A 13,298-nucleotide genomic window follows, 5' to 3' on the forward strand; every position below is an offset into this window, starting at 1 on the left:
TACCATTTAATATAGTATAATTTATTTTGCGGGAGCGTCAGGGTATCACTGTACCCCGAAAAGCTCCGAAACAGCTTCTTCGTTCAGCTGAGAGCCGATAACGCACAGTCTGCCGATGGTACTTGCAGAACCTGTTCTTACATCGGGCACACCGGGAACGTAGTCGTAGTGTATCCAGGTGCCGTCGGTGCCCTCAACTATGCCTTTTGCACGGAGCACGAAGCCGTACTTCTTCTCGTCTTCCAGTGCTTCAAGGGCAACGCGTATCTCATCAGCGGTGTACTTCTTTGCGGTCTCTCTGCCCCAGCTGGTGAATACTTCGTCAGCGTGGTGGTGATGATGATCGTGATCGTGACAGCCGCAGGTGCAGTCCTCGCCGTGCTCATGGTGGTGATGCTCATGGTCATGATCGTGATCATGGTGATGATGGTGTTCATGCTCATGATCGTGATGATGCTCGTGCTCATGTTCATGGTCATGATGATGTTCATGTTCGTGATCATGATCGTGGCAGCCGCAGGTGCAGTCCTCGCCATGCTCGTGATGGTGGTGCTCATGCTCTTCATCGTCATGGTGATGATGGTGATGCTCGTGCTCCTCATCATCGTGGTGATGATGGTGGTGATGTTCATGTTCCTCTTCCAGCAGAGCCTTCAGCTCATCATCGAGAGTGTTCTTCTGTGTCATGGCATCAGTGAGCTGCTTGCCTGTCAGCAGATCCCAGTCAGTAGTAACGATGGGAGCCTTGTCGTTCAGGGCACGAAGCCTTGCAACTACATCATCAAGTCTCTCTTGAGGAACGCCCTTTGCATGGCTGAGTATCAGGCAGCTTGCGTAGGTTATCTGGTTGTTGAAGAATTCACCGAAATTCTTCTGGTACATCTTGCACTTTGCAGCGTCAACAACAGTTGTGAAGCCGTCCAGCACTACGTCATGTGCGTGGATATCCTGCACAGCTTTGATAACGTCGCTGAGCTTGCCTACACCCGATGGTTCGATAAGTATACGGTCGGGCTTATAGGTCTCAAGCACCTGTACCAGTGCCTTGCCGAAATCGCCCACCAGCGAACAGCATATACAGCCCGAATTCATCTCGGTTATCTCAACGCCTGCGTCCTGCAAAAATCCGCCGTCGATGCCTATCTGTCCGAATTCGTTCTCGATAAGCACGAGTTTCTCGCCCTTGTAGCCGTCGGCGATGAGTTTCTTTATCAGCGTAGTCTTGCCTGCGCCGAGGAATCCGCTGAATATGGTGATCTTAGTCATGAAAAACACTTCTTTCTAATAATTATGAGATCATACAATTTCTCATTTTTTATTATAGCACATATTCCGATAAAAGTAAAGACGCCGTGAAATAATTTCCAAAATGCACAATTGCGGGTGCGCCCGGATGCGGTGGCAGCAAAATAAATGCGAGCGTATGCCACCGTATGCACTTGCATATACTTGGTATGCGGATATATCTTCCGCATGATGCCACCGCAAGCCACCCTATTAAATGGTATCCCACCGCCTACGCTTTGTCATATTAAACAAAAAGACCGCCGAAAATTCAGCGGTCATAATATCATATACGATTATCGAGGAATGCCAGGGTCTTTTCGTCGTAGACCAGATCCTGTGCTTCCATATTCTCCTCCATCTGCCAGAGCTTTGTTACGGCGAATACCGATGATACAAAGAAAGGCTGGCTGTTCAGGTAGCCCAGAGGTACTACCGCAGGGGGAGTGCCTGTCTTGTCGCAGAGCTGCTTTACTCTCGCAAGACGTGCAAGGTTAGCAGTGGAAGCGAACTGGCTTTCGGGAAGATTTGTGGCAGCGTCGCCCCTTGCGAGCTTTGCGAAAAATCCCTTTGCCTGCGGCGAAAATGCCATAACAGGGAAGTGGTTGCGTCTGTACCAGCCGAACTCCTGGGTATCCATACACACAAGTGTAGAGTCACCAAGTATATCAGTGCTTGCGTGGGCAAGAGAATAGTTTATCTGGCTGATGCGTATAGGCTCCATGCCGTGTTTGCGTGCAAATTTGTTAGCTTCCTGTATACGCGAGGTAGTCCAGTTGGATACACCGATGAAGTGTATCTTCCCCGACTGATACATATCGTTCAGTATCGGCATTATCTCCTCAACGGGGATATGTGGGTCATCGCGGTGAAGAAAATATATATCTACATAGTCTGTTTTCAGGCATTCAAGACTTCTTGCAAGATCAGCTTCAAGGCTTGCTCTGTCAAGGCGGGATTCTCTTGTCTCAAGGTCGTAATGACCGCCCTTGGTGGAGATGATCACCTTGTCGCGGCACTTTCTGGATTCAAGCCATCTGCCGATGACAGATTCGCTCACATCTGCGCCGTCCTCGACCCAGTCGCAGTAAACGCGGGCTGTATCTATGCACCAGCCGCCGAGCTCGATGTATTTATCCAGATAGGAAAAATAGGTCTCGTCGCTGTCCTTTCTCTCAAAATTCGCTGTACCGTAGGTAAGGCTGGGGATCTTTATCTCGTATTTGTCGTTTTTTAGTGTACAGGTTATCAATTTTAAGCCCTCCTCTTGTTCATTATTTAATCATCCTATTATTAATATCCTAAAATTATAACATATAAATCGCGTGATTTATATAACAAATTGTAAAATTTTATGTTTTTGTTCGAGCCCCCTTGACAAAAGCAGGAAAGTGGTATATAATAAGTAACGTTGTAAAGCTATGGTGCTTTACAGGTATCCGAAAAAGTTCGCAGAAAGTCTGAAAGGGGCGGATAAACTTGGCAAAAAGCTTTGAAATGTATATCCTGCTCGATCTGTATGGCAGGCTGCTGACGGAAAAGCAGTTCAACATCATGGATCTGTATTATAATGATGACCTCAGTCTTGGTGAGATAGCGGCTGAATGCGGTATCTCAAGACAGGGCGTTCATGATGCGGTAAAGCACTGCGAAAAGGCGCTGGCGGATTATGAGGAAAAGCTCGGTCTGCTGAAAGCGCAGAGAGCGTATGTTGAAGAGCTCAAGGAGCTTAAAGAACAGGCGCTCGATATCTTCAATGAATGCAAGCGCATAAGTATGTCAAGGCCGATAGCCGAAAAGACTGTTGTACTGCTTGAAAATCTTGACAGCAAGCTTGCCGAATACGAAACAGAAGAGATCAGCGAAGAAGCCGCTGAATAACGGCTTCATATCTACTATAAATTCCACGGACAGGGAGGCAGACTTATGGCATTTGAAGGATTGAGCGAAAAGCTTGGCGGCGTTTTCAAAAAGCTGAAAGGCAGAGGAAAACTGACCGAAGCCGACGTTAAGGAGGCTATGAAAGAGGTCAAGATGGCTCTGCTGGAGGCGGACGTAAGCTATAAGGTAGTCAAGGATTTCGTGGCTAACGTTACGGAGAGAAGTGTCGGCGAGGACGTTCTGAAGAGCCTTACTCCCGCACAGCAGGTAATAAAGATAGTTAACGAGGAGCTTGTCAAGCTGATGGGCGAGGCAAACTCAAAGATAAATTTCCCAAGCAAACCGCCCTGTGTTATCATGATGTGCGGCTTGCAGGGTTCGGGTAAGACCACCCATGCAGCAAAGCTGGCTAAGATGTTCAAGCGTCAGGGCAGCAGACCTCTGCTGATAGCAGCGGACGTTTACAGACCTGCGGCTATAGATCAGCTGAAGATAGTGGCTGAAAAGGCGGAAGTACCCGTGTTTGAGATGGGTCAGATAGACCCCCGCAAGATAGTCAAGGAAGGTCTTAAACAGGCTAAGGACTACGGCAATGATCTTGTTATCATAGATACTGCGGGTCGTCTGCACATCGATGAAGAGCTGATGGACGAGCTGAAGGACATCAAGAAGATCGCAGAGCCCAACGAGATAATGCTGGTTGTGGATGCGATGATCGGTCAGGATGCTGTCAAGGTAGCTTCAAGCTTTGATGAAGCACTGGGCATCGATTCCGTTATACTGACCAAGCTCGATTCCGATACAAGAGGCGGTGCGGCGCTGTCCGTACTTGCTGTTACAGGTAAGCCTATCAAGTTCGTGGGTATGGGCGAAAAGCTTGACGAGTTCGAGCCTTTCCACCCCGAGAGAATGGCTTCGAGAATACTGGGCATGGGCGATATGCTCACCCTTATCGAAAAGGCGAGCCAGACGGTGGATGAAGAGGAAGCCGAGAAGCTTGCGAAGAAGATGCAGGAAGAGGGCTTTGACCTCGATGACCTGCTGGAACAGATGAAGCAGATCCACAAGATGGGCAGTATAAAGAACATCATCTCGATGCTGCCGGGTGCAAATAAAGTATCCGATGAGGATCTGGAAATGGGCGAGGCTGCGCTGAAAAAGACCGAGGCTATCATACATTCGATGACCAAGGCAGAGCGCAAGAAGCCCGCGATAATCGACCCCAAGCGTAAAAGACGTATCGCTGCGGGCAGCGGCACACAGGTATCTGATGTAAATCAGCTGCTGAAACAGTATGACGATATGAAGAAGATGATGAAGCAGTTTGGTATCGGCGGCGGTATGCTGCACGGCAAGAGCGCAAGACGCAAGAGAGCTGCACTTCTGAAAGGTCTGGGCGCAGGAAAGAATTCTCCTAAGCAGCAGGGCTGAACCCGGGTGGAATGAGAGAAGCTTCAGGCGGGCTGTGTATTATCGCAGTTGGTTTGTTCATTTTGATTTTTGCCATTAAGGGTGATAAATGGTTTGACCGCACAGATGGCAGAAAACCGATGTTTATATCACGGCTTGGCAGAGATGGTTCGCGTATGTTTTATGCGGCATTAGGCTTGATGAGTATACTCGTGGGCATACTGATGATAGTAATATTAGTATGATGTCTGATGTCCGATGTATGGCGGAGGTTAGGATATGAGCGATCCTTTGATGGCTTTGCTGATCATATTGGCAGGCGGTTTCTCAATATTCTGTGCTTACAAGGACTATGACTGGTACATGGACAGCCGCAAGGCGCGGTTCTGGGTAAGGATACTCGGCAGGGACGGCGCAAGAAAGTTCTATATCGGAATCGGCGTGTTCCTCGTATTGATAGGTGTTGTAACATTGTTTGTTTGAATTTAAGTTTTCAATGCGGAGTTCCCCGCTTTGATATATTTAAGGAAAGTTTATGGAGGTGAATACAAATGGCAGTTAAGATCAGACTGAGAAGAATGGGTGCTAAGAAGGCTCCTTTCTACAGACTTGTTGTTGCTGACTCCAGATATCCCAGAGATGGCAGATTTATCGAGGAGCTGGGTTACTATGATCCTACCAAGGAGCCTTCCCTGGTTAAGGTTGACGACGAGAAGGTAAAGAGCTGGATCGCTAAGGGCGCACAGCCTACCGATACAGTAAAGGCAATTCTGAAGAAGAACGGCACACTGTAATATACGAGCCGAAAGCTTTGTATAAAGATCCGATCGGTAAGGTAAACGTATCCCGCATCTGCCTTACCGATAACTTTTGCGGGAGGTAAAGGAGCTTTACTATGGAAGATTTACTGAAAACTATCGTCAGCGATCTGGTCGAAGACAAGACAGCTGTTGAAGTATCTGCTGATGAACCCAACGATGAGGGCGTTATCGTATATCATCTGCACGTTGCGGCTGATGATATGGGCAGAGTTATAGGCAAGCAGGGCAGGATCGCTAAGGCTATCCGCGTTGTTATGAGAGCGGCTGCTTCTCGTTCCGGTCAGAAGATCATGGTCGAGATAGACTGAATCGCGGGCGCGGTAATATATGATTTTCAGCACTTTTGTCATTATATGGCAGAAGTGCATTTTATTTTCTTGGTTCGGTTTATGCTCCCGCTCAGTGAATAATGAATAGTGAATAATGAAAAATGAATAATGTAAGATGTCGCCTTCGGCGATCGATTTTTTGGGAGGATGCGACCGCATACGGTGGTATGACTTGGTAAGTACTTGTAATCATACGCGTAATATGATATAATGTCTGTATGTTTATGTAAGTCTAAAAGAAAGGATCACGGCAGATGTTAAGTAAGAAAGTGGCTTTCCTGCTGAAAAAGCTGGACGTTGAAAACAGCGTGATCGCGGGATATGCGGGGTGCGGTCCTGCGAATTTTTGCAGGCTCAGGAGCGGTTCCAGAAATTACACAGGCAAAAGCACCACCGTCAAAAAATTTGTCGAGGGTGTTTACTACTACTGCTGTGATAACAGCAGGCTGAGTGAGCTTTGCAGTATTATCAAATGTGCGGATATCACCGAGGATAAGATCATTTCTGCCCTGACGGTATGGCTTTTCGATGGCAAGGACACGCCTGCGGATACCGACGAAAGACCCGATAGCAATGTTTTCGGGAACAAGCTGTGCAGTCTTATGGATATCGCCGAGCTTTCTAATAAGGAACTCAGCAGCATGATAGGTGTTGACCCATCTTATATCAGCCGTATGCGCAGCGGCGAGAGAGTACCTCTCAGAAGCACGGGACTGTTGATGAAGCTGTGTTCTGCTATTGCCGAGAGCATTGACAGTGAGTATAAGGTAAATCAGCTGAAAGAGCTTATTGGAACAAAAGACGAAGAAGTCGAAAACGAGCGCTCCGAGCAGATATTCATGTGGCTGAGCAGCAGGGATATGCCCGCGAATATGCAGTCAGTCAAGTGGCTCATCAAGATGATAAATGATATTCCCGATGTGCAGGAGAAGTACGATATGCCCGAGGTTCCGCCTTACGAAATAAAGTCTGAGTACTACGGCGCCGGCGGACTTCAGCAGTGCTGCGCACGCTTTCTTGATAACATCATCAAAAACAACAGCCCTGAGATACTTCTGTATTCAGATATCAACATCGACTGGCTGACATGGGATTACGGTTCTCTGTGGATAAATCTGATGAAAATCTGTTTCAACTGCGGTACACGCATTAAAATAATCCACAGCATCGACCGCAGTGTGCACGAGATGATCGAGGCTATCATCAGCTGGCTGCCGCTTTATGTTCTGGGGCAGATAGAGCCTTATTATTCCACAAGCCCTGTGGGCGGAAGATTCGCCTGCTCCATCATCATTGACCCTAATAACGCCTGCATACAAAGCTACGGCGTAAGGGATACGGCGGCTGAATCGGAATACGCCTATATAACCAAGGAAAAAGGTATCGAGCGTAATATCCGTGTGTTTGACGCTCTGCTTAGCAAGTGCAAGCCGCTTATGGAGATAGCAGACCCGATAACGCCCTCGGAAAATGCCGAGGTATGTGAGTACGGAAAAGTGCAGCTGTGCTTCGAGGACGACCGCGTGTACATGAATAAACTGTCCTCCCCCGCCCGCTCATTCACCTTTACCTACGAACCCATGAAACAAGCATTCCGCAGCTTCGCTAACTGCAAAAGCGAACTGTAAACAGCTCCGCAGTCCATTTGATAAATATTTGTTTGCGGCAAAAGAGAACGTGATATGGAAAGACAAGGTTGGTATAATAATATGAACAGAAAAGCAGTAATAGGAATACTTGCGCACGTTGACTCTGGCAAGACTACGCTTTCGGAGGCTATGCTCTATAAAAGCGGGGCTATCCGCAAGCTGGGTCGTGTCGATCACAAGGACGCATTTCTTGATAATAACCCCATTGAGCGTGACAGGGGTATAACAATATTCTCAAAGCAGGCGGTCTTTGAGTACGGCGGTGTGGGATTCACTTTGCTGGATACTCCCGGGCACGTTGATTTCTCGGGGGAGACCGAGCGAACTCTGCGTGTGATAGATGCGGCTATACTGGTTATAAGCGGCACCGACGGCGTTCAGCCACATACAAAAACTCTGGCGCGGCTGCTGGAAAGGTACGATATCCCCACTTTCATCTTCGTGAACAAGATGGACATGGACGGCGCGAGAAAGGATTTCGTCATGAATTCCGTGACTGCCGCCATGGGAGAAAGGTGCGTTTCCTTTGCACAGCCCGCCGATGAACTGACGGAAGCGCTATCCCTCTGCACTGAAGAAATGATGGAAGAATATCTGGAAAAGGGTAAAATTTCGGACAGCAATATAATTTCTGCCATAGCACAGAGACATCTGATACCGGTATGCTTCGGCTCTGCACTGAGATTGGAGGGCATAGAAGCTCTGCTTGACTGCATTTCAAAGTATATCCCTCTGCCCGAGGAAAATGCCGAATTCGGTGCTAAAGTCTACAAGATCACCGAGGACAACGGCGCGAAGCTAACCCACATGAAGATCACAGGCGGAAGTCTTGCCGTCCGCGATGTGCTGACCTACACCGATCGCGAGGGCGAGGAAGTCAGCGAAAAGGTGGGCAGGATAAGGGTGTACAGCGGTGAAAAAGCCCGCAACGCCGAGGTTGTTGTTCAGGGTGAAGTCTGCGCTGTGCCCGCACTTACGGCGACTTTCGCAGGTCAGGGTCTGGGGTTTGAGCCCACCGACACCGAGCAGATACTCGAGCCTGTGCTGACCTACCGTGTTATCGCGCCAAAGGAAGTTGACGAGCACACGCTTCTCAGCAGGCTGCGTATCCTTGAAGATGAAGACCCCACCATGGCGGTGAACTATAACGAGCAGCTTCACGAGGTGACAGCGGCGCTGATGGGTGAAGTTCAGGCGGAAGTCCTGAAACGCATCGTCAGCGAGCGTTTTGGCATGGAGATAGAGCTGAGTGAGGGACGGATAGCGTATCGCGAAACTATTGTCGAGCCGATCGACGGAGCAGGTCACTTTGAGCCCCTGCGCCACTATGCGGAAGTCCATCTTCGCCTTGAACCCCTGCCCCGCGGCAGCGGACTGGAATTTGACAGCGATTGCAGCGAGGATATCCTCAGCCGCAACTGGCAGCGACTTATCCTGACCCACCTGAAAGAGAAGACCCACCGCGGCGTGCTGACCTGTTCGCCCATAACCGATATGCGCATCACCCTGACTGCGGGGCGGGCGCACCTGAAACACACCGAGGGCGGCGATTTTCGTCAGGCGACTTACCGCGCTGTAAGGCAGGGCCTGCGCAAGGCGAAAAGCATTCTGCTGGAACCATGGTATGCTTATAGACTGGAGATACCTGCCGCAAACGTGGGCAGAGCTCTCACCGACCTTGACCGCATGGGCGCACACGCCGAGCCCCCCGAGACCGACGGCGAAACTGCGGTGCTGACAGGCACTGCTCCTGTGTCGAAACTTCGGTTCTATCACACCGATGTGGCGGGCTACACAAAGGGTCTTGGCAGGTTAAGCTGTCGGGCGGCGGGCTATGATGTCTGTCTTGATGCCGATGAAGTCATCGCCGAGATAGCCTACGACCCAGACAAGGATACTCATAACTACGCGGATTCCGTCTTCTGCTCCCACGGTGCGGGTCACGTTGTGCCCTGGAATGAAGCCGACGAGCAGATGCACGTCAGCCCCGAAACGGGCAGGCGGCAGTATCAGCAGGCTGAAGAAGTCCGCACCCGCGCGGCTGATTTTGTACGCCGAGCAGTTGAGGACGAGGAACTTATGGCGATATTCGAGCGCACCTACGGCTCCATAAACCGCAAAAAGCGGGATGCTATGCGCACTCCCAAGGAAGTCACGAAGACAAAGTCCAAGCCCAGACCTGTCCCCACGGGTCCCGAATACCTGCTGGTTGACGGCTACAACATAATTTTCGCATGGGACGACCTGAAAAAGCTGGCGGCTGAAAATCTCGACCTTGCCAGAAGTACGCTGATAAACCGTCTTAGCAGTTTTCAGGGCTGTCGGGGCTGTGAGCTTATAATAGTTTTCGATGCCTACCGCGTTAAAGAGCCCGAGCATATCGACAAGGCGGGGAGCGTCAGCGTGGTATATACCAAGGAGGCAGAGACCGCCGACACCTACATCGAGCGCACGGCTCATCAGCTGGCTAAGGAGCACCGAGTTACGGTGGCGACTTCCGACGGGCTTGAACAGGTGATAATCATGGGCTCGGGGGCGAGAAGAATGTCTGCCAGCGACCTTAAACACGATGTAGAGACCGCAGAAAGGGCTGTCAGGGACTATATCGAGAAGCTCAACCGCAGGAAACTGAAATGACTTATATGTTTTTTTCGCTGATACGCCGCACTTAAAGGAATATAACGAAAGTTTGGTGGGTTTCTATTCCCCGCCGCAGGCGAGGAATAGAAACCGCCAGTATGATATATCCATTTCGATCTGGCATTTTAGCAGTGTGGTAAATGGATAGCCATAATAAATATTTGTTAGAAGATTCATTTGTTAACAAAACGTTTACAATCATCTAGTCACTTTGGGTGATGTGCGTCGGGTCAAAATGGTATATAATACATACATAAGATACAGAGAACACAAAACACTCCGTATCGAACTTAATTTTGACATTACCACTTTTAACCCGACTTTATAAAAAACAACAAGATCAAGCTCAAAGGTTTTGGCCAAGGACCTCTGAGCTTGGTTTTGTTTTATATGGACTTTTTTGCCGAAAACGCAATTCTTCACAAAATACCAAAGAGGGGAGCTATAGTCAACCTTTTCGCGAAAATCTTGACCCAAAACTCCCCTCTTTTGCAGTTCCCGCTAGTTTGCTTTTTCTGCCAGCTCGGGTATTACAAATTCCTCATTGACCGCAAGTATCTTTTTGCCCTTTGAATGTGCCGCTATCTTAGTGATATCGGTGACAGTGAGCTTGCCGTCACGGTTAACATCTGCAAGGTCGGACTGCTCTTCGTCAGCAGGTACACGCTTGCCTTTTACGTATGCAGCAACTAATGTGATATCGGTAACATTTATCTTGCCGTCACGGTTGATATCGCCGTACCTGCATACCTTAACATCAGCCACACTCAGAGTACTGCCGACGGTCATAACTGTTTTTACGGGTCTGCATGAATATCCCAGAACCCATACCACGTATTCGCCCTCGGGAAGGTCGGCATACACACTTCCGTCATCAGAAGCGTTCTCCCTGATGATCTCGCCGTTACTGCCTATAAACACTACCTGTGTCTTGCTGTCGCCACCCTTTATCGTCAGTGCGGTGTTGCATTCTATCTCGATAACATCATCGCGCTCTTCGGGACCTTTGTAGTCCTCGGTTGAAACTATGTTGAAATTCATTTCCGCAGTACCGCTGTAATTGCCGATACCTGCAACAGCTATCGTTGCTGTACCTACATTGACATTGTTCTTGTAGGATACTGTATAATCCTTGCCCTCGACCATTGCCGCCCCCGAAACAGGGCTTCTCAGCTCGAATTTTATCTTCATGGGCTTGCCTGTGTATTTTACGTCATCTATCTTTTCGATGCTCCAGGGATAACCGATATCGGCGGGCTCTATTTTAAAGGTGTAGATCTGTGAGCCTACATAATCGCCTTTGCCTGTTAAGGTCAGCTTGCCTGTGCCGACGTCTTTGTTATCGGTATACTCCACAGTATAATCCTTGTCCTTCTGAAGAGTGTAGGCGCCCTCTTTTATAGTTATCTTCGGCTCTACCGCGTCGCCTGTATATACCAGATCATTGGTCTTGACTGTGATATCCAGCTTGTTCAGCTGAACAGGGTCGCGCTTTGATATCACGAAATCTACAGTCTTTGTTCCGCTGTAATAGCCGATGCCTTTTATCGTCAGACTGCCCGTACCCACAGCATTATTGTTATTATAGCTGACAGTATAGTCAACACCCTCGGTCAGGCGCTTGCCGCTTGAATGGACCTTTATCTTGGGTTCAACCGCACTGTTTGCATAGATATGGGTTTCATCAACGAACTCTATATCAGCAACAGCCACTGATTTAGCGGGCATTGCCTCGCCATCAATTTTTTTATGACATTCTGTACATTCCTTATAACGGTAGCCCGTTTCTGTTGCGGTAGGCTCTTTCTCAACTATCCACGAACCGCGGGTATGCTTATGGGTTATCGTTACTTTGCAGTATACATCATCAAAACTACTCTCGCCGTCGCCAACATACAGGTATATTTCGCCTTCCTTAGTAGGGGTCATGTATATATTTCCGCCTGACTGTATCATATCCACATAATCGCGAAGTCTTCCGCCGTTATTGCAGCTGCTCCAGATACGGTATCCGCCTGTTATCAAGGGGTGGTCATAGCCCTTTATCAGCAGAGGTTCGCCGATCTCGATCTCATAGCTTTCCTGTGGGAACCCAACAGTATAATCGTCCTCGTCCAGCAGATCGAAATAATTGACCTTGTAGCTGATGGTTCTTTCCTTGCCGTCCTTGTCGTATATTCCTGTTATCTTAACGTCAACCACGTCGTTTTTCGGAAACAGCCCCGGGTTGAATATTATACAGTTATTGTTCGAAGCTATGTTTGCATCGCTGATACCGAAATATCCGATCAGCTGAGATGCATCGCAGGGGGAATTCTTATCGAAAGTCATAGTCTTGCCTGTAAGCTTTGAAGTCACTGTGACCTTTACCTTGTCCCTCTGTGGCGCGGAGTATACTTTTGTGTTGAGGGTCACGGAATATGCGTAGCCGTCCTTCTCATCCACAGAAACAAACTCATTCGGCATATTCGATGGCGGCCATGATATATAATCACCCGTGAATTTATCATTACGGGTCTTGTCCCTGACATACATCGCAGTTCCGTCATATACCGCACCCAGACCGGTTTTCTGCATATCCGGGCTGAGTATCCAGCGTCTGTGACCCAGCTTTGATATATTGCTGGCATCAGTATCGAACATATAACCCTCTACCACCGATGCCTGGATATTCATATATCCCTTGCCGATATTTGAATCTCCTGAACCCTGCTTCGCCAGAGCATATACCTCATCGCTCATAACTGCGGGCTTGGTGGGATCATGGCTCAGCCCTTGATTTATATGGATGATCAGGCTGGCATTCTGCGCCAGTTCGTTGTAGCTTTCATCAAGCTCAACATCATAGGGCAGACCCGCAAGATATCTGCAGAAATTTATGGAATCCAGACCATCATCAAGGGTATCCTGTTCAAGTTTGCCCGCATACGTAGGAGATTTCGTGGAATAAGCTTCACTGTAAGCAGGAACATCATGGAGATCGAAGTACATCTTCTGATACATTTCTTTGATTTCAGACTGAGTATGCCTTTCAAGCTCATAAGCTTCAGCGCACACCATAGCGGACATTGCTGCTGCCGATGCAATTGCAGCCGTAAACAGACCTTTTACCAACCTTTTATTCATCTCGATCCTCCTCCACACCCATCGGAACCTCGTCGATTAATTTGTTAATACTTATAAATTATTTCGCTGTGTTTAATATGTTTCTTTTATTAAATCAATTATAACATACTTCTGCAGAAATTTCAACAAGGTAATTGAACTGAAATTCCGAAGCGTGA

Annotated in this window: 11 protein-coding genes; 8 read left to right on the forward strand and 3 right to left on the reverse strand. The window is 48.4% G+C overall.

Annotation, left to right across the window (positions count from 1 at the left end; translation table 11 throughout):
- Positions 1–45: 45 nt before the first annotated feature.
- The gene (locus tag BM265_RS07880; RefSeq protein WP_074961032.1) at positions 46–1,266 is read right to left on the reverse strand and encodes a CobW family GTP-binding protein; all 1,221 of its coding nucleotides are present in this window, start codon (positions 1,264–1,266) and stop codon (positions 46–48) included.
- 304 nt (positions 1,267–1,570) lie between these two features.
- Positions 1,571–2,536 (reverse strand): aldo/keto reductase, encoded by a 966-nt coding sequence (locus tag BM265_RS07890; RefSeq protein WP_074961034.1) that lies wholly within the window; start codon positions 2,534–2,536, stop codon positions 1,571–1,573.
- Positions 2,537–2,763: 227 nt separating this feature from the next.
- On the opposite strand from BM265_RS07890, the gene BM265_RS07895 reads away from it, so the two are divergent.
- From BM265_RS07895 to BM265_RS07930, 8 genes are all read left to right on the forward strand, one after another.
- Positions 2,764–3,165 carry a putative DNA-binding protein gene (locus BM265_RS07895; RefSeq protein WP_177219560.1) on the forward strand — a complete coding sequence of 134 codons (402 nt, stop codon included), beginning with the start codon at positions 2,764–2,766 and terminating at the stop codon, positions 3,163–3,165.
- A gap of 45 nt (positions 3,166–3,210) precedes the next feature.
- A complete protein-coding gene (gene ffh / locus BM265_RS07900; RefSeq protein ID WP_074961035.1) occupies positions 3,211–4,596 on the forward strand; it encodes a signal recognition particle protein in 1,386 nt (461 codons plus the stop codon).
- A gap of 11 nt (positions 4,597–4,607) precedes the next feature.
- Positions 4,608–4,820, forward strand: coding sequence for a hypothetical protein (locus BM265_RS07905; RefSeq protein WP_074961036.1), 213 nt, complete (start codon positions 4,608–4,610; stop codon positions 4,818–4,820).
- A gap of 34 nt (positions 4,821–4,854) precedes the next feature.
- Positions 4,855–5,058, forward strand: a complete 204-nt coding sequence (locus BM265_RS07910; RefSeq protein WP_074961037.1) for an immunity 17 family protein — start codon at positions 4,855–4,857, stop codon at positions 5,056–5,058.
- A 68-nt stretch (positions 5,059–5,126) separates the two neighbouring features.
- The gene (gene rpsP, locus BM265_RS07915) at positions 5,127–5,369 is read left to right on the forward strand and encodes a 30S ribosomal protein S16 (RefSeq protein ID WP_013497166.1); all 243 of its coding nucleotides are present in this window, start codon (positions 5,127–5,129) and stop codon (positions 5,367–5,369) included.
- Between the two features lie 101 nt (positions 5,370–5,470).
- Positions 5,471–5,704, forward strand: a complete 234-nt coding sequence (locus BM265_RS07920; RefSeq protein WP_074961038.1) for a KH domain-containing protein — start codon at positions 5,471–5,473, stop codon at positions 5,702–5,704.
- 275 nt (positions 5,705–5,979) lie between these two features.
- Positions 5,980–7,353: a helix-turn-helix domain-containing protein gene (locus tag BM265_RS07925; protein WP_074961039.1), complete on the forward strand. Its 1,374-nt coding sequence runs from the start codon at positions 5,980–5,982 to the stop codon at positions 7,351–7,353.
- Between the two features lie 81 nt (positions 7,354–7,434).
- Positions 7,435–10,011, forward strand: a complete 2,577-nt coding sequence (locus tag BM265_RS07930; RefSeq protein ID WP_074961081.1) for an NYN domain-containing protein — start codon at positions 7,435–7,437, stop codon at positions 10,009–10,011.
- A 504-nt stretch (positions 10,012–10,515) separates the two neighbouring features.
- Here the strand turns inward: BM265_RS07930 and BM265_RS07940 are convergent.
- A complete protein-coding gene (locus BM265_RS07940; protein ID WP_074961041.1) occupies positions 10,516–13,140 on the reverse strand; it encodes a dockerin type I domain-containing protein in 2,625 nt (874 codons plus the stop codon).
- Positions 13,141–13,298 lie beyond the last annotated feature (158 nt).

Source organism: Hominimerdicola alba (assembly GCF_900112155.1).
GTDB classification, from domain to species: Bacteria; Bacillota; Clostridia; order Oscillospirales; family Ruminococcaceae; genus Hominimerdicola; species Hominimerdicola alba_D.

Bases quoted from the DNA above. Each gene is read 5' to 3' on its own strand.
- BM265_RS07880 (WP_074961032.1), bottom strand. From the start codon at position 1,266: ATGACTAAGATCACCATATTCAGCGGATTCCTCGGCGCAGGCAAGACT.
- ffh (WP_074961035.1), top strand. From the start codon at position 3,211: ATGGCATTTGAAGGATTGAGCGAAAAGCTTGGCGGCGTTTTCAAAAAG.
- BM265_RS07905 (WP_074961036.1), top strand. From the start codon at position 4,608: ATGAGAGAAGCTTCAGGCGGGCTGTGTATTATCGCAGTTGGTTTGTTC.
- BM265_RS07910 (WP_074961037.1), top strand. From the start codon at position 4,855: ATGAGCGATCCTTTGATGGCTTTGCTGATCATATTGGCAGGCGGTTTC.
- rpsP (WP_013497166.1), top strand. From the start codon at position 5,127: ATGGCAGTTAAGATCAGACTGAGAAGAATGGGTGCTAAGAAGGCTCCT.
- BM265_RS07920 (WP_074961038.1), top strand. From the start codon at position 5,471: ATGGAAGATTTACTGAAAACTATCGTCAGCGATCTGGTCGAAGACAAG.
- BM265_RS07925 (WP_074961039.1), top strand. From the start codon at position 5,980: ATGTTAAGTAAGAAAGTGGCTTTCCTGCTGAAAAAGCTGGACGTTGAA.
- BM265_RS07930 (WP_074961081.1), top strand. From the start codon at position 7,435: ATGAACAGAAAAGCAGTAATAGGAATACTTGCGCACGTTGACTCTGGC.
- BM265_RS07940 (WP_074961041.1), bottom strand. From the start codon at position 13,140: ATGAATAAAAGGTTGGTAAAAGGTCTGTTTACGGCTGCAATTGCATCG.